The organism is Gammaproteobacteria bacterium, assembly GCA_013214945.1.
GTDB lineage: Bacteria > Pseudomonadota > Gammaproteobacteria > Enterobacterales > Psychrobiaceae > Psychrobium.
In genome coordinates this window covers 130351-155220 of record JABSRT010000004.1, presented here as the reverse complement: position 1 = coordinate 155220, position 24870 = coordinate 130351, and the positions used below count along the sequence as shown (strand labels likewise).

The 24870-nt window shown below is 43.0% G+C and carries 25 protein-coding genes; 11 read left to right on the top strand and 14 right to left on the bottom strand.

The window, feature by feature from the left end:
* Window positions 1-97 precede the first annotated feature (97 nt).
* A complete protein-coding gene (locus tag HRU23_03905) occupies window positions 98-583 on the bottom strand; it encodes a YajQ family cyclic di-GMP-binding protein (GenBank protein ID NRA53263.1) in 486 nt (161 codons plus the stop codon).
* 259 nt (window positions 584-842) lie between these two features.
* Between HRU23_03905 and vanZ the strand changes: the two genes are divergently transcribed.
* Together vanZ and HRU23_03895 are read left to right on the top strand one after the other, a co-directional pair.
* Window positions 843-1220, top strand: a complete 378-nt coding sequence (gene vanZ / locus HRU23_03900) for a VanZ family protein (GenBank protein ID NRA53262.1) — start codon at window positions 843-845, stop codon at window positions 1218-1220.
* Window positions 1213-2115: a 2-dehydropantoate 2-reductase gene (locus tag HRU23_03895; GenBank protein NRA53261.1), complete on the top strand. Its 903-nt coding sequence runs from the start codon at window positions 1213-1215 to the stop codon at window positions 2113-2115. The genes vanZ and HRU23_03895 overlap by 8 nt, the downstream gene beginning before the upstream one ends.
* Window positions 2116-2222: 107 nt before the next feature.
* Here HRU23_03895 and thiI read toward each other — a convergent pair whose 3' ends face one another.
* The 3 genes from thiI to pomA form a co-directional block, all read right to left on the bottom strand.
* Window positions 2223-3677, bottom strand: coding sequence for a tRNA 4-thiouridine(8) synthase ThiI (thiI, locus tag HRU23_03890; protein ID NRA53260.1), 1455 nt, complete (start codon window positions 3675-3677; stop codon window positions 2223-2225).
* Between the two features lie 122 nt (window positions 3678-3799).
* Window positions 3800-4729: a flagellar motor protein MotB gene (locus tag HRU23_03885; GenBank protein NRA53259.1), complete on the bottom strand. Its 930-nt coding sequence runs from the start codon at window positions 4727-4729 to the stop codon at window positions 3800-3802.
* Between the two features lie 44 nt (window positions 4730-4773).
* Window positions 4774-5532: a flagellar motor protein PomA gene (gene pomA / locus HRU23_03880; GenBank protein NRA53258.1), complete on the bottom strand. Its 759-nt coding sequence runs from the start codon at window positions 5530-5532 to the stop codon at window positions 4774-4776.
* 221 nt (window positions 5533-5753) lie between these two features.
* Here pomA and HRU23_03875 point away from each other — a divergent pair, with 221 nt between their 5' ends.
* Genes HRU23_03875 through dxs form a run of 3 tightly spaced genes read left to right on the top strand, consistent with a single transcriptional unit; the run spans window position 5754 to window position 8778 of the window.
* Window positions 5754-5996 carry an exodeoxyribonuclease VII small subunit gene (locus tag HRU23_03875; protein NRA53257.1) on the top strand — a complete coding sequence of 81 codons (243 nt, stop codon included), beginning with the start codon at window positions 5754-5756 and terminating at the stop codon, window positions 5994-5996.
* Window positions 5996-6871, top strand: coding sequence for a (2E,6E)-farnesyl diphosphate synthase (ispA, locus tag HRU23_03870; GenBank protein ID NRA53256.1), 876 nt, complete (start codon window positions 5996-5998; stop codon window positions 6869-6871). The genes HRU23_03875 and ispA overlap by 1 nt, the downstream gene beginning before the upstream one ends.
* Window positions 6872-6891: 20 nt before the next feature.
* Window positions 6892-8778, top strand: a complete 1887-nt coding sequence (dxs, locus tag HRU23_03865) for a 1-deoxy-D-xylulose-5-phosphate synthase (protein NRA53255.1) — start codon at window positions 6892-6894, stop codon at window positions 8776-8778.
* Window positions 8779-8890: 112 nt separating this feature from the next.
* On the opposite strand, the gene HRU23_03860 is transcribed toward dxs, so the two are convergent.
* The 7 genes from HRU23_03860 to HRU23_03830 form a co-directional block, all read right to left on the bottom strand.
* Entirely contained in the window at window positions 8891-9061 is a 171-nt protein-coding gene (locus HRU23_03860) for a DUF2986 domain-containing protein (GenBank protein ID NRA53254.1), read from the bottom strand.
* A 258-nt stretch (window positions 9062-9319) separates the two neighbouring features.
* Complete coding sequence (locus HRU23_03855) at window positions 9320-10165, bottom strand: GntR family transcriptional regulator (protein ID NRA53253.1); 846 nt, start codon at window positions 10163-10165, stop codon at window positions 9320-9322.
* Between the two features lies 1 nt (window position 10166).
* On the bottom strand, window positions 10167-10535 hold the full coding sequence (locus HRU23_03850; protein NRA53252.1) for a glutathione S-transferase N-terminal domain-containing protein: 369 nt from the start codon (window positions 10533-10535) through the stop codon (window positions 10167-10169).
* Between the two features lie 64 nt (window positions 10536-10599).
* Window positions 10600-11175 (bottom strand): membrane integrity-associated transporter subunit PqiC, encoded by a 576-nt coding sequence (locus HRU23_03845; protein ID NRA53251.1) that lies wholly within the window; start codon window positions 11173-11175, stop codon window positions 10600-10602.
* Complete coding sequence (gene pqiB / locus HRU23_03840) at window positions 11165-12826, bottom strand: intermembrane transport protein PqiB (GenBank protein NRA53250.1); 1662 nt, start codon at window positions 12824-12826, stop codon at window positions 11165-11167. Before pqiB ends, HRU23_03845 begins: the two co-directional genes overlap by 11 nt.
* On the bottom strand, window positions 12826-13497 hold the full coding sequence (locus HRU23_03835; GenBank protein ID NRA53249.1) for a paraquat-inducible protein A: 672 nt from the start codon (window positions 13495-13497) through the stop codon (window positions 12826-12828). The genes pqiB and HRU23_03835 overlap by 1 nt, the downstream gene beginning before the upstream one ends.
* A complete protein-coding gene (locus tag HRU23_03830) occupies window positions 13490-14104 on the bottom strand; it encodes a paraquat-inducible protein A (protein NRA53248.1) in 615 nt (204 codons plus the stop codon). The genes HRU23_03835 and HRU23_03830 overlap by 8 nt, the downstream gene beginning before the upstream one ends.
* A 287-nt stretch (window positions 14105-14391) precedes the next feature.
* On the opposite strand from HRU23_03830, the gene raiA reads away from it, so the two are divergent.
* Window positions 14392-14790, top strand: a complete 399-nt coding sequence (raiA, locus tag HRU23_03825; GenBank protein NRA53247.1) for a ribosome-associated translation inhibitor RaiA — start codon at window positions 14392-14394, stop codon at window positions 14788-14790.
* A gap of 192 nt (window positions 14791-14982) precedes the next feature.
* Here raiA and HRU23_03820 read toward each other — a convergent pair whose 3' ends face one another.
* Window positions 14983-15462, bottom strand: coding sequence for a hypothetical protein (locus HRU23_03820; protein NRA53246.1), 480 nt, complete (start codon window positions 15460-15462; stop codon window positions 14983-14985).
* 283 nt (window positions 15463-15745) lie between these two features.
* Between HRU23_03820 and HRU23_03815 the strand changes: the two genes are divergently transcribed.
* The 5 genes from HRU23_03815 (at window position 15746) to prpF (ending at window position 22608) form a co-directional block, all read left to right on the top strand.
* Window positions 15746-16444: a GntR family transcriptional regulator gene (locus tag HRU23_03815; protein NRA53245.1), complete on the top strand. Its 699-nt coding sequence runs from the start codon at window positions 15746-15748 to the stop codon at window positions 16442-16444.
* Between the two features lie 26 nt (window positions 16445-16470).
* A complete protein-coding gene (gene prpB, locus HRU23_03810) occupies window positions 16471-17361 on the top strand; it encodes a methylisocitrate lyase (protein ID NRA53244.1) in 891 nt (296 codons plus the stop codon).
* An 86-nt stretch (window positions 17362-17447) separates the two neighbouring features.
* Window positions 17448-18572, top strand: coding sequence for a 2-methylcitrate synthase (gene prpC, locus HRU23_03805; protein ID NRA53243.1), 1125 nt, complete (start codon window positions 17448-17450; stop codon window positions 18570-18572).
* A 162-nt stretch (window positions 18573-18734) separates the two neighbouring features.
* Complete coding sequence (gene acnD, locus HRU23_03800; protein NRA53242.1) at window positions 18735-21326, top strand: Fe/S-dependent 2-methylisocitrate dehydratase AcnD; 2592 nt, start codon at window positions 18735-18737, stop codon at window positions 21324-21326.
* A 103-nt stretch (window positions 21327-21429) separates the two neighbouring features.
* Window positions 21430-22608 carry a 2-methylaconitate cis-trans isomerase PrpF gene (gene prpF, locus HRU23_03795; GenBank protein ID NRA53241.1) on the top strand — a complete coding sequence of 393 codons (1179 nt, stop codon included), beginning with the start codon at window positions 21430-21432 and terminating at the stop codon, window positions 22606-22608.
* 107 nt (window positions 22609-22715) lie between these two features.
* Here prpF and HRU23_03790 read toward each other — a convergent pair whose 3' ends face one another.
* Both HRU23_03790 and HRU23_03785 read right to left on the bottom strand, forming a co-directional pair.
* Window positions 22716-23765 carry a diguanylate cyclase gene (locus HRU23_03790; GenBank protein ID NRA53240.1) on the bottom strand — a complete coding sequence of 350 codons (1050 nt, stop codon included), beginning with the start codon at window positions 23763-23765 and terminating at the stop codon, window positions 22716-22718.
* 149 nt (window positions 23766-23914) lie between these two features.
* On the bottom strand, window positions 23915-24820 hold the full coding sequence (locus HRU23_03785; protein NRA53239.1) for an HDOD domain-containing protein: 906 nt from the start codon (window positions 24818-24820) through the stop codon (window positions 23915-23917).
* Between the last annotated feature and the right edge of the window lie 50 nt (window positions 24821-24870).

Sequence of the window (24870 nt, the reverse complement as noted above, 5' to 3'; positions counted from 1 at the left end):
ATCGAAAGTCGGGCTGCCAACGAGAACAGCCCCAAAAGACATTTAGCTGCTATTCGCTAAGTACTAGACAATAAGGCAGCGGCTAATACAGTGCGGCTTAATCTCTGAAGTTATCGAACTGAAACGGTTGCTCATGATCACTTGCACGGACCAAAGCCATTACGGCTTGTAAATCATCGCGTTTTTTACCGGTGATCCGAATTTTGTCACCTTGAATTGCCGCTTGAACTTTAATCTTGCTGCTTTTAATTTCTTTAACCAGCTTTTTAGCGATTAAGTCATCAAGCCCTTCCTTGAACTTAACGTTAGTTGTAAAGGTTTTACCCGTATGTTGCGGCTTTTCATCGACGTCCATTGCTTTGGTATCAACTTTTCGTTTCACCAGGTTGCTACGAAGAATGTCGAGCATTTGATTAATTTGAAAGTCATCTTCTGCTTTGAGTACGACTTGCTCGCCATTTAAGGCAAAGCTTGCTTCTTTACCTCTAAAGTCAAAACGGGTTGCTAATTCACGGGTTGAATTTTCAACCGCATTACGAACTTCAGTCAGTTCAATTTCAGAGACAATATCAAAAGAAGGCATATCTATAATTCCAAATAAAATTTGTTCGATATTAGCAAATTTTACCCTTGATACCAACGCCACCCTCTTAAATAACCTCAATTGACTGCTCACAAAGGCTATTACGTTAATTAATAATAACTTAAATCTTTAACAATTAAGTGGTCATGTTAAAGTTAAGCACAAAGTCCCTAACTTGTGATCCATTGGCGTATCCCGTCAAACTCTTGTTTATTCACCAGCGCTAAAATTGCGCGCACTTAGTTTCGAGAATGTAATCATGGCAACAAATTTTCCAGTTTCACGGCTAAAAAAAATCTTTAGTGTAATGTTTTTACTTGCATTAGTGTTTTGCAGTTATTTGTTTTTTAGTCAACAAGATGTGCCTACAGGTATCGCCCATAGCGATAAATATGGCCATATTTTGGTGTTTTTTGGCTTATCATTATTATTGTATAACTGCTCTGCTTTGAGTCGATGGTCTCAAATTGCGATATTAACCAGCTACGGAGTCGCGGTTGAAGTGATCCAAAGCTATATTCCTTATCGCTCTGGCGGTATCGATGACGTCGTTGCCGATGTCATTGGTATTTTACTCTTTCATGTGGGCGCATACTTAGTACAGCATAAGCTTCGGGGCACAAACAAGCATGATTAAGCATGTGACCATCATCGGCCATGGAGCTATCGGTTCGTTATGGGCTTACTATTTGAATAAGTCAGGGTTACAGGTCTCTGTGGTCGGGCGCTCAGCAAGCAGTGCAAAGATTTGTCTGAAGGTCGAATTGCCAAATTCAACACACGATGTAGTGACACTTGATTATTACCAACAACAATTGCCGCCACGCTATGACTTGGTGTTAGTGACAACCAAAGCTTATCAAGTGCCAGCAGCCCTCTCGCCGTTTTTAGCCCAACTGGCGACAACGCCAATCGTGTTATTACATAACGGCATGGGCAGTGTCGAACGCCTAGCTTTACCGCCAAGCCAGCCGATAATGTTAGCAACGACTAGTCATGGTGCCTTTAAGGCTGATCCAACCACATTATGTCATACCGGGTTAGGGGCAACCTTTATCGGCCGCTATCAAGGGATATCGACCGCGCAAACGCAAGCCATTGCAACATTGCTCGACCGGGCTTTGCCACATGTTAGCTATTGTCATGATATTAAGCGGGCGTTGTGGCAAAAATTAGCGATAAACTGCGCGATTAATCCGTTAACCGCGATTGAACAATGTCGCAATGGCAAACTAAGTGACGTGCGTTTTCAAGCAAGCATTGATCAGGTTTGTCATGAAGTTAGCCTGTTAACTGCCAAGCTAAATATTGACTTGGGCTATCAAGAAATTCGTCAATCGGTCAATGAAGTGATCGCCAAAACCGCGAACAACTTTTCGTCGATGCAGCAAGATATTGAGCATAATAGAGTCAGTGAGAACGATTACATTTCTGGCTATGTCGTAAGCCAAGGAAAAAGTTTAGGTATTGAAACACCTAAAAATAAAGCATTGTGGCAGGCGGTAAAACAATTAGAATTAAGCTCAGGATAGAGTTTATAGTTGGTTTTTATAGATAGTATTTATAGTTAGCTTTTATAATTAGTGTTTTTAGTTAGCGCTCACTTTCTCGTTGAGCGCTAACTAGAACGATGAAAATCTTATTTACGATAAACTTTAATGTTGCTAAAACCTTGATCGATTAAGAATAAAGCTTGTAGTTTGCTCATTACGCCGCGATCACAGTAAAACAGGTATTGCTTAGTTTGATCTAAATCGCCAAATTTAGTCGCAAGCTTATAAAACGGCAGGTGAATCACTTCAACACCATCAACCTGAAGCGGATTCATGTCTTCTTCGTCTGGCGAACGAATATCGAGTAAAATATCGTCGCTTGAAAAACCATTGACGGTTTCGACTTCAGCAACCGTTTCTTGGGTCTCGGTCGCAATATCTCGAATATCGATCATCACCGAATCTTCCAGTGCTTTTTCTAACACCGCGAAGTCAAACTTTTCTTCTTCCGCTTCGATTTTAGACATTACCGCTTTAACCGTCGGTTTATTAGAAATAACCCCACAGTATTCAGGCATCACTTCAGCAAATTGCTTAGTGCCAATTTTTGCCGAGATATCGATAATATCTTGCTTATCAAAAGCAACCAACGGACGCATAATTAACATATCAACCGTTTTGTCGATAATGCTTAAATTGGTCAGAGTTTGGCTCGATACCTGCCCTAAAGCCTCGCCAGTAACCAGTGCTTGTACTTTCATCCGCTTAGCGACACGTTCAGCAGCACGCATCATCATACGTTTAAGCACCACACCCATTTGGCTATTATCAACTTTCTCTAAAATTTCACCGACTACCCCTTCAAAAGGTACCGTGATAAATTTAACTTTGTGTGATGCACTAAAACGATCCCATAAGTAATATGAAACTTGTTTAACGCCAATTTCATGTGCCGCGCCGCCAAGATTAAAGAAACAGTAATGCGTTCGCGCGCCCTTTTTAATCATCATGTAGCTCGATACACCCGAGTCAAAACCACCAGACATCAGAGATAAAACATCTTCTTGGGCCGGCAGAGGGAAGCCGCCAAGGCCAGGAAAACGATTGGCAATGATATAAAGTTTATCGTTACGAATTTCAAGGTGAACCGTGTGGCCAGGTTTCGTTAATTTTACCCCGTTTGATGGGTAATTCTGATTTAAACCGCCACCAACATAACGCTCAACGTCACTAGAGGAAAAATCATGATTGCCAGCACGCTTAACTCGGACACAGAAAGTTTTCCCTTCAATGGCAGACGCTACAACAGGGGCAACGGTTTCATAGATATTGTGAACATCGGTGAATTCATGTTCAGTCACTTCGAGGATATGACCGATACCAGGAATACACTCCATCGCGTCAATTAATCGTGCGCGATTCTCAAACGAGTCATTTTTAGTGGTTACTTCAATTTTATCCCAATCTAAATAAACCGTTGCTGTCTCATCAAAACGACGTAATACATTACGCATATTCTGCTGCAACAACTTACAAAATCGCTTGCGGACCGATTTACTCTTAATCGTAATTTCAGGATAATATTTAATGATAAACTTCATGGTAACTCGCTCGAAAATAATTAAGCGCGTAGTATACCCAAAGCGATAAAGGATAAGAAGAGTCCGAGCTCAATTTGTGAACTCGGACACCCGTTGTAGTCTCTGGCAACCATTAGAGTTAATTACTCTGTGGGTTCGATTAAATCAAATGGTTTGGCCTCTTTGGCCTTGCCTTGCATGATTGAAATTTCTACCCGGCGATTACGACGTTGCGATTGCTTGTCCTTACCAGATCCTAATGGCACGGTATCAGCAAGTCCAACCACTTTAAGCCTGAGTGGGTTAAAGTTTTTAACTTTGACCAATTCATGCGCAACTGATACCGCACGCTGACTCGATAAATCCCAATTCGACTTATAAAGTTCAGAATAGATTTTTTCACTGTCGGTATGGCCAGACACGGTAATTTCACCGGGGATATCGGCGAGCAATTCACCTACCCGGATTACCACAGGCTTAAAGCGCGGCTGCAAATTAGACGAGCCCGAAGGAAATGAGCCTTTTTCTCTGATCCGAATAATAATTTGCTGACCCAGTGATTCAACCTCAATAGCACCGTCTTCGATCTCTTGTTCCAGTTTAGCCGCGATCTTTTTTAACTCTTCGTTGGTATTTTCTTGCGCGGCTTTCGCCTCAGCCTTAGATTCGCTTTCTGCCGCCGCTTTAGCACCACGCTGATCACCGCGTTGCAGCTCTTTACCACCGGAATTTTGATCTTCTCCCGCTTGAAAATCGAGCTCGCGCTGAGTAATTTCTGCTGTTTGTTGGTTTATGATCTCGATCGGCGTTGGATCTGGTCGCCCCGGTCGAAACTCTTGAGCAATCACACTGGTTCCTTTAGGTATGTCTTTGACTTCAATTTTATTTTGAACCCCAAAAGCATACTTCATTGAGCCAGCAATCTGTTTGAATTTAAGCACATCCATTTCAGACATCGCCAGCAACAACACGAAAAAGCACATTAGCAATGACATTAAGTCAGCAAAAGTCCCCATCCATGCAGGCAACCCTTCGGGTGGACAATCGGGACATTTAGGGCATTCTTCAGCCATTTAATTACACTCCCACATCATATGATAACCTTAACCGTTTTAACTTAATCGTCAGCAACTGGGCGTTTACCTTCGGCCAAATAGTTTTGCAACATGCCTTCGATAACACGCGGGTTTTGGCCATCTTGAATAGCTAACACCGAGTCTAATATTAACGTCTGATTAAGGGCTTCTTCGCCGGCACGCATTTCTAATTTTGCACTAACGGGCAATGCAAATAAATTAGCTAACATCGCACCATACATAGTCGTTAACAACGCAACCGCCATTGCCGGACCAATCGATTTAGGATCATCCATATTTTGCAACATCGCGACCAGTCCAACCAAGGTACCAATCATGCCCATCGCGGGGCCAACATCGCCTAATGACTTAAAAATACTGGCACCGAGTTTGTGACGGTCTAACGTTAAGTCGATATCTTTGCCTAAAGTCGCTCGCACGACATCTGCTTCATGGCCATCAACTAACATGTCGATGCCTTTTTGCATAAATGAACTCGGGATCTCTGCTTCTTCAAGCGCTAAAAAACCGCCTTTGCGGGCAGAATCTGCGAGTTCAACCGCTTTAGCGATTAAATCTTGCGGATCATCAAGCTTAAGCATAAAGGCTTTGCCAGCAATTTTACCCGCACCAACAAACTGCCCCATGCTGTACATCATCATTACCACGAACGGTGAACCACAAAATACAATCAAGACCGATGGCACATCGATAAACATCGAGATTGGTCCACCCTGAGTCATCGCCATTAAAATCATGCCGAAGGCACCGATCATACCTATGAGTGTTGCTAAATCCACAGCCAAACCCCTATGAGTTACTTATTAATTACAGTTAAATACTTACGATGTGAGATAAAGTTATCATCTTTAATCGTAAAAACATCTTTTATTATCGTCTTATCGGAATAATCTAACAATAGTTTAATTATTTTAATAAATTTTATCCGGATCGGTGATTTTATTGACCCGATAGTTTAACTGGGCTAAGGTTGCGCGAATTAGTAAAAATGAGAATCAAGATGACAGCCAATAAAAAAAAAGAACCCAGCTTTGAATCGACCCTTGGCAGCTTAGAAGCCATTGTTGAGCAATTAGAACAAGGCGATCTTGAATTAGATCAAGCTTTAGCTCAATTTGAGCAAGGCATAGGTTTGGCGCGTCTTGGTCAACAAAAACTGCAACAAGCTCAGCAAAAAGTAGATATTTTAATGGCCAACGGCAATGATGGTCAGCTGCAATCTTATCAGCAGCAGGATAACTAGTGGATTTATCCCAGTTATCATGCCATCAACAACGTGTTAATCAGTTTTTAACCAAGCAGCTTGCCCAACATAGCATTAACGATGCCAAATTACTTCAGGCCATGGAATATGGCTTATTGCTTGGTGGGAAACGGGTAAGGCCTTTTTTAGTTTATGCGACAGGTCAAATGCTTGGCGTTGAACTAGCACAACTTGATCATGCGGCCGGCAGTCTTGAAGCGATTCATGCCTATTCGTTAATTCACGACGATTTACCCGCGATGGATGATGACGCACTGCGCCGTGGCCAGCCAACTTGTCATATTCAATTTGACGAGGCAACGGCAATTTTAGCCGGAGATGCACTGCAATCATTTGCCTTTGACTTATTATGCCACGCAGAGCTTGAACCCCAGCAACAGATAAAATTGGTCAAAGTACTGGCTAACGCCAGTGGTTACCACGGAATGTGCGGCGGCCAGGCATTAGACATTGCGGCAACCAATAAACAAGTTTCATTAGCGCAATTAGAGCAAATACATCAACATAAAACGGGGGCATTATTGCAAGCGGCCGTTGAAATGGCGTGCGTTATCGCCAATGTCAGCCCGGCTGAACGGAGATTGTTGCAACAGTTTTCTAGTGCCATCGGCTTAGCCTTTCAAGTTCAAGATGATATTCTTGATGTCATTGGCGATACCAAAACGCTAGGTAAACCGCAAGGATCCGACATCGAGGCTAATAAAAGTACCTATCCAGCGTTACTCGGTCTTGAGCAAGCACAAGCCAAAGCACAACAATTAATTGATCAAGCGCTTCACGCATTAGACGCTTTGCCCTACAATAGCGACCTATTAAAGGATTTTTCGCGCTTTATTATCACGCGAAACCAATAACAATAAATCATAAGAGTTATATGAGCGTTAATATCTCACAATACCCATTACTTGCCTTAGCTAATACACCGGAAGAATTACGGCAGTTGCCTAGCGCTAACTTACCGCAATTGTGCGATCAGTTACGTGAATTCTTGCTAAATTCCGTCAGTCAATCGAGCGGTCACCTAGCATCAGGACTAGGTACTGTAGAGTTAACAGTGGCTTTACATTATGTCTATAATACGCCTTTTGATCGGGTTATTTGGGATGTGGGCCATCAGGCTTATCCGCATAAAATATTGACCAATCGGCGCGACAAAATGCACAGCATTCGTCAAAAAGACGGCCTGCATCCATTTCCAAATCGTAATGAAAGTGAGTACGACGCCTTTACGGTTGGTCATTCTGGCACCTCGATCAGTGCGGCATTAGGCATGGCCATTGCCGCCGACAAAGAACAAAAAAATCGTAAAGTAGTGGCTGTTATTGGTGACGGAGCGATCACTGGCGGCATGGCTTTTGAAGCAATGAACCATGCTGGTTCCCTCGACAAAGACATGTTAATTATCTTAAATGATAACGAAATGTCGATTTCTGAAAACGTTGGTGCATTAAACAATCATTTAGCAAAACTGCTGACTGGTACGCTTTACACCTCGATTCGTGAAGGCAGTAAGAAGTTACTCTCTGGCATGCCAACGATTAAAGAACTGGCTCGACGTTCTGAAGAACATATCAAAGGCATGGTAGTTCCTGGGACCTTGTTTGAAGAGTTTGGTTTTAACTACATTGGTCCAATCGATGGCCATGATGTTAATGGCATCATTAATACTTTAAGCAATATGCGAAACCTTAAGGGACCGCAGATTCTTCATGTCATGACTAAAAAAGGCAAGGGTTATCACCCGGCCGAGCAAGATCCAATTGGTTATCATGGCGTGCCTAAATTTGATCCGAAAACCACCTCTTTACCATCTACCAAAGGCGCGACTACGTTCTCTGAAATTTTTGGTCAATGGTTATGCGACACTGCCGCAATTGATCAACAATTAATGGCGATTACCCCAGCGATGCGTGAAGGTTCGGGCATGGTTGAGTTTTCACAGCAGTATCCCAAACAATATTTCGATGCCGCAATTGCCGAACAACACGCGGTAACTTTAGCCGCTGGCATGGCATGTGACGGCTTAAAACCTGTCGTTGCGATTTATTCAACCTTTTTGCAACGCGGTTATGATCAATTAATTCACGATGTCGCCATACCCAAGCTTAATGTGTTGTTTGCGATTGATCGCGGTGGTTTAGTCGGTGCTGATGGCGAGACTCATCAAGGAGCGTTTGATTTAAGCTTCCTCAATTGCATTCCCAACATGGTAATTATGGCACCGTCAGACGAAAACGAATGTCGTCAAATGTTAACCACTGGCTATCAGTACTCTGGCCCTGCTACAGTGCGTTATCCACGTGGTGCTGGTTGTGGCGCAGCGATAAGCACACAGATGCAGCCATTAGAGATTGGCAAGGCGCAAACTAAGCGCCAAGCCACTAAAGCGCAAGATGGCAATAAAGTGGCCATATTAAGCTTTGGTACCCTGTTGCCACAAGCACTGGAAGCCGCAGAGAAATTAGACGCTACCGTGATTGATATGCGCTTTATAAAGCCTTTAGATCAGCAAATGGTAAGTCAGATAGCCGCCAGTCACGATATTCTGGTCACCTTAGAAGAAAATGCGATTATCGGTGGTGCAGGCAGCACTGTGAGTCAGTATTTAATGAATAAGCGGGTCACTGTGCCGGTACTTAATATTGGTTTGCCTGATAGTTTCGTTAGCCAAGGCACCCAACAACAACAGCAACAAGCACTGGGTTTAGACAGTGTCGGTATTTTGGGTCAGATCAACGACTTTATTGCCCTAGCGCCTTAATATCCTGAGTACCGGTTAACTAAAACGCCTTTAGCCATTGCTTGTTTTGACCAAAAAAAAGCCCTGATAATTAATATCAGGGCTTTTTTGTTACCAGTATATTTAACTTAGATTAAGTCACTGGTGTTTGCTGCTCTTCGCTATCCGCTTGTGCTTGTGCTGCTTCTATTTCAGCACGCTCTGCTTTACTGATATAACGCGGTTTATTATTATGCTGTAATTTAGCATTCATCTTTTTTATTTTTTTGTTCAAGATAGCATTCATCTTTCTTTTTCGGTTCATGAGATCACCTGGCTAAAAATTATTGGCGCAATTGTAGCGACTGCACCAACAAACGCAAATCAAATTCGCTTTTATGTGACAGCTAACGAGTAACGCTTACTCGCTGCTGCCACTAGTGACAACCACTAACTTAGTGATAAATAAACATCTGACATTGTAATGTCCTGCTCAACAAAAAGCCCGCCACCGCATTCAATATGCGGTGACGGGCCTTGCTCAACGCTAAGAGATATTAGCCGTGAGTAATGATCAGTTGAACTAAGGTAAGCGAATACCTTCTTTACTCAACAGGATCTGGCCTGACTTATACAGCGCGCCAATCGATTGCTTAAACTTCTTTTTGCTGACGCCAAACAAACGAGTAATGATTTCTGGAGAGCTTTTATCGCTAACATGACTAACACCATTATTTTGCTTTAAGAAAATAATAATTTTAGTGCCTAGCTCATCGTTTTTAGTGTAACCCGGCTTTTCTAACAACAAATCTATCTTGCCATCTTCACGCACACGATTGATGTAACCTGACATTTTTTGGCCAATGCGCAACTCTTTAAACACTTCATTACGGTATAATACACCCCAATGTAGCGAATTGATTGCCGCTTTGTAACCAATATCGGTATGGTCACAAATCACTAAATTAACCTTCTGTTGCTCTTCATAGTGACTAGGTTCACGATCAAGACGCTTATCAAGTTTCGATGACGCAACAATGCGGCCACTAACGTCGATATAAATTAGCACCAAATATTTATTGCCCTCGAGCATCGGGATCGCTTGCTCAGAAAAAGGCACTAATAAATCTTTTTGAAGTCCCCAATCTAAAAAAGCACCAACGGGCGTTAAAGCCACCACTTTTAAGCTAGTGATTTCACCGACCTGAGCCAGTGGCGTTGCCGTTGTAGCAATAAGACGGTCGTCTGAGTCTTTATACAAAAACGCGTCCACGACATCGCCAACAGCATGTAACTGTTCAGTTGAATTGTGAGGCAATAATATTTCACCCAAGTCGCCGCCATCAAGGTAATAACCAAAATCAACGTCTTTAACAACTTCTAATCGGTTGAACTTACCCAGTTCAACTAAACCTCTTACACGTGTCATCTTAAGCGTTCCCAAATTGCTGAGTTAAATAATTATTAATGTCTGATGATTCATATAACCACTTAATATCACCATTTTCAGACTCAATTCTTAAACAAGGTACTTTATGACGGCCACCAAGGTTCGTTAAATCAACCTTATCTTGTCCTTCAACTTTCGCGTCGCGCAGTTCAACGTTAAGCGACAATCGCTTCATTTGGCGTCTAACTTTGACACAAAACGGACAAGCGGCAAATTGATACAACTTCAATTTAACGGTCTGCTGATCAACCTGCTGCTGCTGCTCAACAGCGCGCTTTACGCCACGAGGCGTAAAAATAAAATTTAATAACAAAATGATCCGACCGACAATCCAGCGAACAATAACCATGGTAAACCTCACAATCTAAAATTTGCGCGATCCTACCATAAATTTGACCCAAGCTCAGGAAAAGTTATAACCTTTGTTGAACCTGTTGCTGGATTTGTGATGCAAGTTTAACCGTTAATTTATAGAGTGAGTTTACTGCGGCACCGTAACCATCATTGGCTTGATCTTGTTGCCAGTTAAAATCCTGTTGGCTTACTAGCTTATCTTGCTGAAATAGTTGGTATTTACCAGTGAAAACAGCCGTACCTCGCTCGGTCGGATAAAACTGTTCAACGAATAACTTGAGGCGAAAGCAGCGCTTAAGACAACGGGTCACTAAATGTGACTGCGCCCTAAAATCTTGTTGTGATTGGTTTAGGTGATTTACCAGCGTCCTAGCAATCGCTTGATCTAACGGCTCTGCCCACAATTGATATTTTGTGACATATAATTGCCCAGACTGGCGCTCGAGCAGTAAATTAGGTCGCTTAAGATAATCAACTAAGGTTACCGGCTCAATAATCAGCGTCGCGCTGGTCAGTTCAACCTGTTGCGTTATTGGTGGCGGTGACAACTGATAGAAAGTCAGCGCTGGCTTAACAGAACTACAACCAGCACTAAGCAGCGTTAACAAGCTAATCAGTAGAAATTTAATCTTCATTATTTCGTCCTTTGGGCTCAGGATCTGCATCAGCTTGGGCTTCAAAAATTAAGGCATTGGGTTGGTTGCTCAGCGCTTTAACCAGCGGCGCAACTTCTCGTAAAAACAGCTGTAATTGCTCCATTGTTTGCCCCATTTCACTATAGATTGGTGAGTCTTCACTGTAGCCTTCAAGCACGGTACTCAGCTGTTTAAGTGTGTTATTAACTGTTTCGGGTAATGCTTGGGTTTGCTCACTAGCCAATAAGGTTTTTAACGCTTTAATAGTACGCTCCAGTTCAATCATGGTGACATTAGTACTACTGAGCATGGTATTGATTTTATCAATCGTGACATCAATAGGTAATTGCTCAAATTTATCTAAAATTGCAAAAACTTTTTGCTCAATTTGGGCCAACGAACCTGAAATACTAGGGATAACAGACTGTGAGTCATATTGACCAATAACAGACTCTTTATCGACCGGATAAAAATCAAAATCAACAAATAAACTGCCCATGATCAGGCTCGCCGTTTTTAAGCTTGCTTTTAAGCCCTGCTCTATCCAAAGGTCAACTTGCCCTGACATTGCCTCAACTGATTTACTGTCGTTTGCTAAACCGATACGGGCTGGTTCAAGCCGAATTAATACCGGAATACGTCGCTCGGTATTATCAATCGCACTTTGCTGATTAAGCGCCAAAGAAACTCGCACCACAGTACCAATCCTGATCCCGCGATATTCTACCGGGGCGCCTGCGCTTAGACCGCGCACAGAATCTTCAAACAACAGCATAAATTCTTTAAAGTGATATTTACGTTGTTCATAAACACTGCTTTTATCAGGATACAGATAAAAGACTTTGCCAGCCTCAACCGATTGGCCTAAGGGTAAATCGTCCGGCACATCAAAGGTTACGCCGCCACTAATTAATGACTCAAGCGAACTTAAATTAACTTTAACACCTGAGGTCGACGCCTCAACACTAACGCCACTGCTATTCCAGAAATAGGTATTTTGAGTCACCAAACTGCTATAAGGCGCGCGAATAAACACCTGATAATTAACAATGCGTTTTTCAATATCAAAGTCTGACTGTTCAATTCTTCCAACCTCAAAACCGCGATAAGTGACTGGGTCACCAACGGATAATGATTTCCCTTTAACGCCTTCGAGCGCGACTCTAATGCCCGGCACCCCCAGCGGAGTCACAGGCTCTTGCGCCAACCCTGCATAATGCTCGGTATATTCAGTACCGGTGCCTGGGACAAACTCAATATATGAACCCGACATCAAGGTGCTTAATCCAGATATACCGCCACTACCTATACGTGGTTTAACCACCCAGAACAATGACTGATTATTAAGTAACGATTGGGATTGCGGATTTAATCTTGCCTCAACCACGACCCCGTCGCGGTTTGCGTTTAAACGAACCGATGTCACCACGCCCATATCGACATTAAGGGTTTTTACCCGAGTTTTACCTGCTTCTAATCCTTCGGCATCAGCAAATTCAATCGTCACTAAGGGTCCGCGATTAAAATGGTTATCGGCGACCATCCAAATACCAATTGCCAAGGCAATAAGTGGGATCAGCCACACTTTTGAAATACGATAGTGATCCGATATTTTCGCTTGTACTTGAGGTTGTGACGAAGGCGCTGCCATTAAAGATCCTTGTTGTGTTGCTGTGGTAAATTTTTCGATGTTACGAGTCGATCCCATAATAATCTGGGATCAAACATTTCTGCAGCAACAATGGTTAAAATGACCATCATCGCAAAGGTGGCCGCCGCAATACCTGGTTGCACGTTTAATAAGGTGCCGAGCTGAATAAGTGCCACCAGCACCGCTACCACAAAAACATCAACCATCGACCAACGACCAATAAATTCAGTGATTCGGTACAGCACAGATAACTCTTTCGCACTCATAGGTGAGCCAAATTTTGTGCAATAGCATAACCAAAATAAAATAATAAATTTAACGATAGGCACTAACACACTGGCTACAAATACCACCACAGCAATAGGATAAGAGCCCATTTCCCATAATACAATAATTCCACCAATAATGGTCGTAGCTTCCACCACGCCAAGCTGCTCAGAGGTCATAATAGGAAAGATGTTAGCCGGAATATAAAACAATAAAGCGGTAATTAAAAAAGCGAGCGTTTTTTGAATGCTATGTGGTGTTCTTAAATTAAGTGCCCCGTGGCAGCGTGGGCAGTGACCAAGCTGATAAGGTGATAACTTTCCACAACTGTGACAATTTGCCAAGCCAATAGCCGCAGCGGAGCCTGGTGAGTATGAATTCACTGAGTCTGTTTTATCATTCATCATGTTTTTTCACCAGATCTAACCAATGCCAAAACTGATATTTATCAATATAAGTAAGTACTTTAGCATAACAAAGACAAAATAATAAATAGGACCAAAATGATAGGCCCAGACCAATTTCCGCGATGGTAATTAGCTTAATTAAACTGACGAGTACCCCGACAAAAAATACTTCAGCCATCGCCCAAGGTAATAACCCAAAAATTAAACGTACTAACGACGATGAAAAAATTCGACTGCCGACTAAACGTAGCGATAATAAATAACAAATAATAACGCTCAGTATAAGCGCTGGAAATAACACAATAAAAAAGAAAACCACCAAGGCTAATAATTTATAATAACCCACATAAAGCTCAGTCGCTGCTTGCCACAATGAAATTTCCATCATATTGCCACTAAGAGAAAAACTCATAAAAGGGAAATAATTAGCGAGCAACAATAAAATCAAGCCAGTCAATGAATAAGACAATAAATGGCCTATCGCATTGTCTTTAACCTGAAATAACTGATGTCCACACCTCGGACATAGCGCGCACTGACCCGGAACGAGTTCGGGCGTTGGCAGCACCAAATCACACAAGCCGCAGGCGATTGGTTTATTCAAGATAACGTTCTCGTAAAAATCATCGATGATATTAGTAATAGTAACAACTTATCAGCGGCAATAACATGAAAGCATCAAATGCTCGCTCGCCAGCACATCAATAATTACTTATAACCAGTCAAATGACTAAAAAACCTGCGAACAAACAAATAATCATTAAAAATATGGCATAAATTAAAATTATTTATTGACAATCCAGTAGGAAACTGGCAATTATTAATTCAAGAGAAACGATACGGAGACAGGTTTTATTATTCTTTTACATTCACAAAGAGAGATAAAATTATATGTATAAAATCAACATTAGTGGTCAACATGTTAATGTTTCTGATGAAATGAAAGATTATGTCACAGAAGCAATTCAAGGTTTAGAACGTTTTAGCGATCGCATTACCAGTGTCAATGTCAATTTCACTACTGAAAAACACGATACCCATCTGATTGTCGCCGAAGCGCAAATTCATATTCCCGGCAGCGATATTTTTGCCACCGCAACCGCTGACCGTCATATTAAAAATGCAATGACGAGCCTGATTAGCAAGCTTGAAAATCAGTTAAGAAAGCATAAAAGTAAAACGCTCGACAAGAGTCATACCGCAGATAAAGTGTCAGCTGAAACGACTCAGGAACGTGAACTGCAAGATGAGTTTAACGCCCTCGCCGATCGTGGCGCAATAGAAGTTTAATTTCTGTGACTGGGATTGGTTACTTAATCAATCCCGTAAATCACAGTTGAATCATAGTAAACAGATAGCTAAAGCATCGTTAGCACATACCTACATTATACCTAAGTTATACCTCAGCCATCATCACGCCAACGAACTTATTTTTCACTGCTGAAAATACTAATCCAAAACTAATTCAAAACTAATTCAAAACTAATTCAAACCACCAATAACGGCCAGTTGATACTGCATCATCAGTTGATTCACTTTTAAGCCGCTACGCGAGCCGATAAACTTAAGACCATTGTCACTGTGTTGCGCCAAAATTAAGTATTCATTATTAATACTAAACTGCTGCTGTAACGGGTCATGACGCCAAGCCATCGAATGAAGCCAAAGTTTACTGCATTCTTCAACCCAATCCCCTTCGACATATGGATTTGAATGACCTTTTATATCTTCTAAACGTTTAAACACCAAACTGGCCCAAGTGCAAGTTTCGCCCTGACATAAGTCATCATAAAAAGTAAATAACCGGCCACGAAAAACATAATTCGCTTCAAACATCGCCGCGACAAACTCGCCATCTTGTTGTAGCTCATTTAACGGCTTAGTATTACTTGAACAAAACTGCGCTGCTACCGCAAATGGCGACATCACCAAGCCAATAACAATCCATTGTCTTATTTTCATTGTATCTCTGCACTGTACGATTAAGAATCAAGATTATAATACTAATGCCCCTTTAGTCCTACGCCATTGTTAACAATATTCCCCCCACAACCATTGTCAACAATCCACTCTAATACTAAAATCGTAGGGAATACCAGTAACAACCTATAATTCAATGCCATACGGTGATAACGATAGGTGGTGGTTGTTTTTTAATACATTAAATACAGTAACATTGTTGACAACGAATCACTTATAAGCGTAAATTACTCATAACTTGTACAACAATTGCTAACTAAAAATAATGACTATCGCGACGCTTAAGACCAAAAATAAAGTCAGCCAAACCTTGGCCGAACTCGTATTAACAAAAATTCAAACCGCGATCATCAAAGGTGAGATCCCCCACGGCACCAAAATTAACGAACAAGAACTTGCCGCGACCTATGGCATTAGTAGAGGTCCATTACGCGAAGCGATTAGCCGACTGGAGTCGCAAAAGTTAATTGAACGGATCCCGCATGTCGGTGCTCGGGTTGTATCTCTTGATATCAATGAGTTAGTCGACTTATTTAAAGTGCGCGAGGTGCTAGAAGGCATGGCAGCGCGTCTTGCTGCTGAGCATATGAGCGCTGACGAAATTAATGAATTAGTGAAACTGCTTGAGCAGCATGAACAATCAGAACAATTGCAACAAGGGGAAAGTTATTATCAGCATGAAGGCGATTTAGATTTCCACTATCTAATTATTATGGGCAGCCGCAACAAAACCTTAATTAATACGTTAACAGTGGACCTATATCATATTATTCGGATGTACCGCTTTCAATGTAGCGCTGAAACAACTCGCCCGCGAAAAGCCTTTAGTGAACACCGGCGTATTATTGAGGCCATCCAAGCGCGTGATGGCGAATTAGCCGAACTATTAATGAAACGTCATGTCAGTGGCGCCCGAATAAATACCGAACAACGCTTAACTGCCATGTGCAGTCTCAGCTCTTAACCGCTAACCAATTTTGAGGATTATTTATGACGACCCAGCGATCACCTGGCGCTAAGTTTCGCCAAGCATTAGTAGCAAACCAACCACTACAAATTGTCGGTGCCATTAATGCCTATAGTGCGATGATGGCCAAGCAAATTGGTCATCAGGCAATTTATTTATCTGGCGGCGGCGTCGCTAATGCATCTTATGGCTTGCCAGATTTAGGTATGACTTCGCTTAACGATGTTTTGGTTGATGTTCAGCGCATAACCGCGGCCTGTGACTTACCACTGCTGGTCGATATAGATACGGGTTGGGGCGGCGCTTTTAATATTGCGAAAACAATCCGCGATATGGAAAAAGCAGGAGCCGCTGCGGTGCACATGGAAGATCAAGTTGCACAAAAGCGCTGTGGCCACCGGCCAAATAAAGAAATTGTTTCAACCGCGGAAATGGTCGACCGAATAAAAGCGGCTGTCGATGCCCGGATCGATCCAGACTTTTTTATCATGGCGCGAACTGACTCTTTTGCGCAAGAAGGATTAGAAGCAGCGATTGAGCGCGCAAAAGCCTATGTCGCCGCGGGCGCTGACGGTATTTTTGCCGAAGCGGTAAAAACTCAAGAACATTACCGCGCCTTCGCCGAAGCGCTAGACGTGCCAATTTTAGCCAACATCACCGAGTTTGGTCAAACTGAACTGTGGAACAAAGAGCAGTTAGGGCAATGGGGCTGTGCAATGGTGCTGTATCCATTATCTGCATTTCGGGCGATGAACAAAGCCGCTGAAAATGTCTATCAAAATATCTTACAAGATGGCGACCAAAAAGCAGTGGTCGACACCATGCAGACTCGGATGGATTTGTACGATTACTTGGGTTATCACGAATATGAACAAAAGCTAGATACATTGTTTTCACAAGGTAAAAATTTATAAGCAGTAAAGATTATCGCTCGGGCACATGATCTAAACCGAGCTTTTTTATAAAAATAATAGCAAAAATATAAAATGAGGAATTAGTCATGGCAGAGCAAAAAATTGGTGGCGCAGGTTTACGCGGACAAAGCGCAGGAGAAACATCACTATGTACCGTCGGAAAATCAGGCTCAGGGTTAACCTATTGTGGTTATGATGTTAGTGATTTAGCCGATAATGCAACGTTTGAAGAAGTCGCTTACCTATTATTTAACGGCGAATTACCCAATATTGAACAGCTTGCAACTTATAAAGCTCAGCTAAAAAGCATGCGTGATTTACCCCAAGCACTCAAAGAGGTGCTGCAACGCATTCCAAAAGACGCCCACCCGATGGATGTAATGCGCACAGGATGCTCGTTTTTGGGTAATCTAGAGCCAGAGCAAGACTTTAGCCAGCAACAATCTTCGTCAAACCGTTTGTTAGCCGCATTCCCGGCCATTATGTGTTATTGGTACAAGTTTTCTCACGACGGTATTGAGATCAACTGTAACACTGATCAAGATTCATTAGGTGGCCACTTTCTCTATCTGCTAAATGGTACGCAACCAAGTGAAATGCATTGCCGCGTAATGGATGTTTCATTAATTTTATATGCCGAGCATGAATTTAATGCCTCAACCTTTACTGCGCGTGTTTGTGCCTCGACTTTATCCGATATGTTCTCATGTATTACTGGCGCTATAGGTACCCTGCGTGGCCCATTGCATGGCGGCGCGAACGAAGCAGCAATGGATATGATCCAAAGTTTTTCTTCACCAGCGGATGCCAAAGTTCAAATGGCTGGCATGTTAGCGCGTAAAGAAAAAATAATGGGCTTTGGTCATGCAATCTACCGCACCTCAGATCCGCGTAATGTCATTATCAAGAAATGGTCACAAAAACTTGCCGCAGAAAATGGCGATACGTCGTTATATGACATATCAGTGGCCTGTGAAGAATTTATGTGGGACACCAAGAAACTGTTCTGTAACGCTGACTTTTTCCATGCATCAACCTACAACTACATGGGCATTCCAACCAAGTTATTTACGCCAATTTTCGTTTGCTCACGCCTAACAGGTTGGGCTGCACACGTGATGGAACAGCGCTCAAACAACCGTATTATCCGCCCAAGCGCCGATTACACAGGTAGCGAGCCACGTACAGTGACGCCAATTAGCGAACGCTAATTTTTACTCGTTACATCATGTGACATTAAACTGGTTGGGTTAGTTGAGGAAAGCAGACTGTTGCTGGCATGGATGCCAGCTCAAGCCTCCATGGATGGATTCACGGCGTGTCTAGCGTCCTTAACTGACTCAAGCCAACGCGCAGAATTCACGGACCCCATTATGAATATCAATTACCGTAAACCGCTAGCGGGCACCACGCTAGACTATTTTGATACACGCGCTGCGATTGAAGACATTCAAGCAGGCAGCTACGCAAAGCTTCCTTATACCTCTCGAGTATTAGCCGAACAACTGGTTCGACGCTGTGACCCCGAGATGTTAACCCCCTATTTAAAACAGCTTATTGAGCGTAAACAAGACTTAGACTTCCCTTGGTATCCTGCAAGGGTTGTCTGTCATGACATCTTAGGTCAAACCGCTTTAGTTGATCTGGCAGGACTGCGTGATGCGATTAGCGAACAAGGCGGCGATCCAGCCAAAGTGAACCCCGTGGTACCCACCCAACTTATTATCGATCACAGCCTAGCTGTCGAGCACGGCGGCGACGATAGTGATGCCTTTGCCAAAAATCGCGCGATTGAAGAACGCCGTAACGAAGACCGGTTCCACTTTATTAATTGGTGTCAAAAAGCATTCGACAACATCGATGTGATCCCGGCTGGCAACGGCATAATGCATCAAATAAACCTTGAAAAAATGTCACCGGTTATTCAAGCGCGCGACGGCATTGCCTTTCCCGATACCTGTGTGGGTACTGATTCACATACACCACACGTTGACGCCCTTGGCGTTATCGCCTTAGGTGTTGGCGGCCTTGAAGCCGAGACAGTGATGTTGGGACGGCCTTCAATGATGCGTTTACCAAATATCGTGGGCGTTAAGTTAACGGGCAAGCGCCAACCGGGTATTACCGCTACCGATCTGGTCTTAGCCATTACTGAATTTTTGCGTAATGCCAAAGTAGTTTCAGCCTATCTCGAGTTCTTTGGTGAAGGTGTTACCAACCTAACTATTGGTGATCGTGCAACCATCTCGAATATGACACCAGAATACGGCGCCAGTGCAGGCATGTTCTATATCGACCGCCAAACGATAGACTACCTAACAATCACCGGTCGTGAGCCAGCACAAATAGCCCTGGTTGAAAACTACGCCAAAGTAACGGGCTTATGGGCAGATAGCCTGACCGAGGTTGAGTATGAGCGAGTACTCACCTTTGATTTATCATCAGTTGGTCGTAACATGGCCGGGCCGTCAAACCCACATCGCCGCTTGCCAACATCAGATTTAGCCAAACGTGGCATTGCCAAACAATGGACCGAGGTTGAGGGCGAAATGCCCGATGGCGCCGTCATTATCGCGGCGATCACCAGTTGTACTAATACCTCAAATCCACGCAATGTCGTCGCAGCAGGTTTGGTAGCGCGTAATGCCAACAAGCTTGGTTTAGTGCGCAAAGCTTGGGTTAAATCGTCATTCGCTCCGGGTTCTAAAGTGGCACAACTCTACCTTGAAGACTCAAAATTATTGCCAGAGTTAGAGCAACTTGGTTTTGGTATCGTTGGTTTTGCATGTACCACCTGTAATGGCATGAGCGGCGCGCTCGATCCGAAAATTCAACAAGAAATTATCGATCGCGATCTTTATTCAACCGCCGTATTATCGGGCAACCGTAATTTCGATGGCCGTATTCATCCCCATGCTAAACAAGCATTCCTTGCTTCACCGCCGCTAGTGGTGGCTTATGCTATTGCCGGCACCATCCGCTTTGACATTGAAAAGGATGTCTTAGGCCAAGATCAACATGGCAACGACATTACCCTAAAAGATATTTGGCCAAGTGATGAAGAAATAGATGCTATCGTCGCAGCCAGTGTTAAGCCTGAACAATTTAAGGCAATTTATGAGCCGATGTTTAACGTTAAAGTTGAAATGGGCGAGCAAATTAATCCGCTATATAATTGGCGTGAGAAGAGCACTTACATTCGTCGCCCTCCCTATTGGGAAGGCGCGTTAGCCGGTGAGCGTACCATGAAAGGTATGCGGCCGCTGGCTGTGTTAGGTGACAATATTACCACCGATCATTTATCGCCATCAAACGCGATTCAGCTCGCCAGTGCTGCAGGCGCTTATCTGGATAAAATGGGCTTGCCTGAAGTCGATTTTAACTCTTACGCAACCCATCGTGGCGACCATTTAACCACGCAACGAGCGACGTTCGCTAACCCGAAACTGCTTAACGAAATGTGTCGTGACGATCAGGGCGAAATAAAACAAGGTTCACTTGCGCGCATAGAGCCCGAAGGTAAAGAGTCACGTATGTGGGAAGCGATTGAAACCTACATGGCGCGCAAGCAGCCACTAATTATCGTTGCAGGTGCCGATTACGGTCAAGGTTCATCTCGTGACTGGGCGGCAAAAGGCGTTCGCTTAGCCGGAGTTGAAGTGATTTTGGCCGAAGGTTTTGAGCGTATTCACCGCACAAACTTGGTTGGCATGGGCGTTTTACCGCTTGAGTTTATTAATGGTGATACGCGTAAAACCTACCACATCGATGGCAGTGAAACCTTTGATGTGATTGGCACACCAGCACCTGGTAATCAGCTAATGGTAATGATGACTCGCGCCAATGGCGAAACTGTTGAAATTAGCGCTAAATGTCGTCTTGATACCGCTGAAGAGATTTCAGTTTACGGCGCAGGCGGTGTTTTGCAGCGCTTCGCCCAAGATTTTTTGGAATCTAACGCATAGATCATCATCTCATTTAGATGCGCTATTAATAGTGTGTCTAAATTAGCTTGAACTTAGTTATTGATAATAAAACTACGCTCAAACTGTATAAAAGGATTAATAGATGGCTCATCTACCACAGATTAAAATCCCAGCGACTTACATGCGTGGCGGGACCAGTAAAGGTGTATTCTTTAATTTAACCGACCTGCCACCAGCGGCACAGGTCGCAGGTGCGGCCCGTGATGCTATATTGCTGCGGGTGATCGGCAGCCCCGATCCCTATGGTAAACAAACCGATGGCATGGGCGGCGCAACCTCAAGTACCAGTAAAACCGTTATTTTATCCAACAGCTCAGTGCCCGATCATGATGTTGATTATTTATTTGGCCAAGTCGCTATTGATCGTGCCTTTGTTGATTGGAGCGGTAACTGTGGCAATTTAAGCGCGGCCGTTGGCTCTTTTGCGATTAATAGCGGCTTAGTCGATGCCAAGCGCATACCTCACAACGGTGTATGCACGGTCAGAATTTGGCAGGCTAACATTCGCAAAACGATTATCGCCCACGTACCAATAAGCAACGGTGAAGTGCAAGAAACCGGTGACTTTGAACTCGATGGGGTAACGTTTCCGGCCGCTGAAATTCCGGTTGAATTTATCGATCCCGCTGATGGTGATGGCGCTATGTTCCCAACGGGGAATTTAGTTGATGATCTTGAAGTTCCGGGTATTGGCAGCTTTAAAGCCACCTTAATTAATGCCGGCATTCCGACAATTTTCCTAAATGCGGCCGACCTTGGTTATAGCGGGGCAGAATTACAAGAAGCGATCAATAGCGATGCAGCAGCTCTCGGCAAATTTGAAACTATTCGTGCTGTTGGCGCGGTTAAAATGGGCCTAATTAAAGATATTAGTGAAGCGGCTAACCGTCAGCACACCCCGAAAGTAGCCTTTGTTAGCGCCCCAATCGATTATGTTTCGTCTAGTGGTAAAGCTATTTCGGCCAGTGATTTTGATTTAAACGTGCGGGCATTATCAATGGGCAAACTACATCATGCCATGATGGGCACCGCTGCGGTCGCTATTGGCACTGCAGCAGCAATTCCCGGTACGCTGGTTAACTTAGCTGCCGGTGGCGGTTCATACAACAGCATTAACTTTGGTCATCCGTCTGGTACCTTAACAGTTGGTGCACAGGCGAGCGAAGTAAATGGTCAATGGGTGGTTAATAAAGCAATAATGAGTCGCAGCGCCCGAATATTAATGGAAGGCTGGGTGAGGATTCCGGCTGATTCATTTTAAGATCTTGCAGTAATATTTGGCATGCTAACCTGAATACCGGTTAGCTAATCATTTCTCATGTGAAGGGCATGCTCGCCCTTTCACTGGGTGATTCATGGTTAAACAGCTTAATATTCAACCCGATTACGACCGTTGTTTTTAGCCAAATAAAGCTTCTCATCAACAATCTTGTACGCTTGCTCAAACGAGGTGTACCCTTGCATTGATACCACCCCAAAACTACAGGTAAAGGCAGGGATCCCGACTAACTCAGCTGTTGTAAGCTCAATGGTTTCACGCAATTTTTCGGCGGTTATGTTGGCCTTTTCGATATTAGTTTCAACGATTAATATGAACTCTTCCCCGCCCCATCGAATAAACACATCTTCCTCTCGTATTACCTCTTTAACAATATCAATTAAGGCAACTAATGAGTGATCTCCAACACCATGGCCATGAACATCGTTGATCTTCTTAAAATTATCAATATCAAACATGATAATCGATAATTCTTTTTGTTGAATTACCATGTGACTGAGTTTATGACTAATTACCGAGTCGAAATAATGACGGTTATATATATTCGTTAATTTGTCAAAGTGGGCTTTTTTCTCAAGATTGGTATTAGCATCTTTTAATGAGGCAATTTCTGACAAATCGATATCGACACAAAACATTTCAGGATTATCGGTACCTTCACCGAGCATAATGTGTGAAGAATACACGTGAATTGATGTTTGATCTTGCCGTTTTAAGACCAACTCGCCTGCAGGTATTATCACGCCGTGAGTAAACCAGTCACTGATCGCCTTAATAACCCCCTCATGCATCGGCGCAGGGATAATCAAGTCTTCAAGTTTGTTACCAATAGCTTCGTAATATGAATAGCCATACATTATTTCGCTGGCTTTATTCCAGTAAACCAATTCACGATTTTTGTTATAACCTTGTATAGCAACCGAGGGCACGCCATTAATCAGATCAATAAAGTTGCGTTGTTCCCCCATGCTCGCAATAGTATGGCTTTTTCCATATCTTATCATGTCAAAGGTAGAATCTATTTTAGCTTGATTCTCAGGAGTTAAGATGTCGCAATTGAGTAAGTGCAAAATGTGATTACATTCAGCAATATGAATTTCTAAATTTTGCTTTAGTAATAACAACTCATTTTCAGTCATTTGTTCATTAGTCCTTTATCAATACTGCGGCTAAGTTTAGCAGCTCTAACATTAATGAAGAGTTAATCTTTAAAATTGTTAATAATCGCCCGCACTAATAATAGTGCGGGCGATTATTAAAAGAGAACAAACAAGACTCAGGGATGTAATTACGAGACTGCAGCTGGACTCGGTTTAAGTTTAAATTTAGGTTTCGACGCTTTTGGCACTAACGTTTCTAATACGCCATCTAGCTGCTCCGACGCTTCAGCGATTACATATTCAACGATATCTTCAGTCAAATTAAGCGCCGCCCAAGCAGATTCATTACGGCTAGTACGGTACGCTAACATTTGGCTATCAGCAGCAATTAAACCGCCAAAGTATTCTCGAGAAATTTCATTCGCCAAATAGACGACCGAAGCCTCCGTTTTATAATGGACGGATTGATTCGGTAAATGGTGATGCTCAATGCAATCTTGCAACCAGGCAGGTAATTGCCAATGTCGGCACAAAGCAGCCCCAAGTTCTTGGTGATCAAAACCAAGAATCTTTTTCTCAGCGACGACCACTTCTATTCGATGCTTTTTAACTAATTCAAGAACTTGAACTGCTTTTTGCGGCTTAACATCAAAGTATATAAGTTGACCAACGTCATGCAACAAGCCAGCAATAAAAAAACGTTCCGAATTAGCCAAGTAAGCATGCAGGGCAAGTCGACGTGCGACTAATCCGGTAAAAATGTTATGGTACCAAAAAACATCCATATCAACCTGACCATGAGCCAATTGCTCCATCGCCTTTACCACCGATGTCGTTAATATAAGGTCTTTAAAACCTTGCTGACCAATGATCGAAATAGCATGGTCTAGCCGCTCAATAGTTCGAGGCATATTATAATAAGCGCTATTGACTAAACGTAACACGCTTATTGCCATGGCAGGATCGCAAGCAACTACGTCGGCTAACGCTTTAGAGTCGGTACGTTTTTGTTCTAATAAGTCACAGCATTTATGGTAAGCCTGAGGTAATGCAGGCAAACTCGTTAAATCAAGAATAAGGTTATTAAAGTCCATTTTGCCAATGAGGCTCCGGCTAAGATAATTGTCGTATATTGTTAAAAATC

What these genes read in the sequence shown, in the direction of transcription:
- HRU23_03905 (NRA53263.1), bottom strand. Translation starts at nt 583, where the DNA reads ATGCCTTCTTTTGATATTGTCTCTGAAATTGAACTGACTGAAGTTCGT.
- vanZ (NRA53262.1), top strand. Translation starts at nt 843, where the DNA reads ATGGCAACAAATTTTCCAGTTTCACGGCTAAAAAAAATCTTTAGTGTA.
- HRU23_03895 (NRA53261.1), top strand. Translation starts at nt 1,213, where the DNA reads ATGATTAAGCATGTGACCATCATCGGCCATGGAGCTATCGGTTCGTTA.
- thiI (NRA53260.1), bottom strand. Translation starts at nt 3,677, where the DNA reads ATGAAGTTTATCATTAAATATTATCCTGAAATTACGATTAAGAGTAAA.
- HRU23_03885 (NRA53259.1), bottom strand. Translation starts at nt 4,729, where the DNA reads ATGGCTGAAGAATGCCCTAAATGTCCCGATTGTCCACCCGAAGGGTTG.
- HRU23_03875 (NRA53257.1), top strand. Translation starts at nt 5,754, where the DNA reads ATGACAGCCAATAAAAAAAAAGAACCCAGCTTTGAATCGACCCTTGGC.
- dxs (NRA53255.1), top strand. Translation starts at nt 6,892, where the DNA reads ATGAGCGTTAATATCTCACAATACCCATTACTTGCCTTAGCTAATACA.
- HRU23_03860 (NRA53254.1), bottom strand. Translation starts at nt 9,061, where the DNA reads ATGAACCGAAAAAGAAAGATGAATGCTATCTTGAACAAAAAAATAAAA.
- HRU23_03855 (NRA53253.1), bottom strand. Translation starts at nt 10,165, where the DNA reads ATGACACGTGTAAGAGGTTTAGTTGAACTGGGTAAGTTCAACCGATTA.
- HRU23_03850 (NRA53252.1), bottom strand. Translation starts at nt 10,535, where the DNA reads ATGGTTATTGTTCGCTGGATTGTCGGTCGGATCATTTTGTTATTAAAT.
- HRU23_03845 (NRA53251.1), bottom strand. Translation starts at nt 11,175, where the DNA reads ATGAAGATTAAATTTCTACTGATTAGCTTGTTAACGCTGCTTAGTGCT.
- pqiB (NRA53250.1), bottom strand. Translation starts at nt 12,826, where the DNA reads ATGGCAGCGCCTTCGTCACAACCTCAAGTACAAGCGAAAATATCGGAT.
- HRU23_03835 (NRA53249.1), bottom strand. Translation starts at nt 13,497, where the DNA reads ATGAATGATAAAACAGACTCAGTGAATTCATACTCACCAGGCTCCGCT.
- raiA (NRA53247.1), top strand. Translation starts at nt 14,392, where the DNA reads ATGTATAAAATCAACATTAGTGGTCAACATGTTAATGTTTCTGATGAA.
- HRU23_03820 (NRA53246.1), bottom strand. Translation starts at nt 15,462, where the DNA reads ATGAAAATAAGACAATGGATTGTTATTGGCTTGGTGATGTCGCCATTT.
- HRU23_03815 (NRA53245.1), top strand. Translation starts at nt 15,746, where the DNA reads ATGACTATCGCGACGCTTAAGACCAAAAATAAAGTCAGCCAAACCTTG.
- prpB (NRA53244.1), top strand. Translation starts at nt 16,471, where the DNA reads ATGACGACCCAGCGATCACCTGGCGCTAAGTTTCGCCAAGCATTAGTA.
- prpC (NRA53243.1), top strand. Translation starts at nt 17,448, where the DNA reads ATGGCAGAGCAAAAAATTGGTGGCGCAGGTTTACGCGGACAAAGCGCA.
- acnD (NRA53242.1), top strand. Translation starts at nt 18,735, where the DNA reads ATGAATATCAATTACCGTAAACCGCTAGCGGGCACCACGCTAGACTAT.
- prpF (NRA53241.1), top strand. Translation starts at nt 21,430, where the DNA reads ATGGCTCATCTACCACAGATTAAAATCCCAGCGACTTACATGCGTGGC.
- HRU23_03790 (NRA53240.1), bottom strand. Translation starts at nt 23,765, where the DNA reads ATGACTGAAAATGAGTTGTTATTACTAAAGCAAAATTTAGAAATTCAT.
- HRU23_03785 (NRA53239.1), bottom strand. Translation starts at nt 24,820, where the DNA reads ATGGACTTTAATAACCTTATTCTTGATTTAACGAGTTTGCCTGCATTA.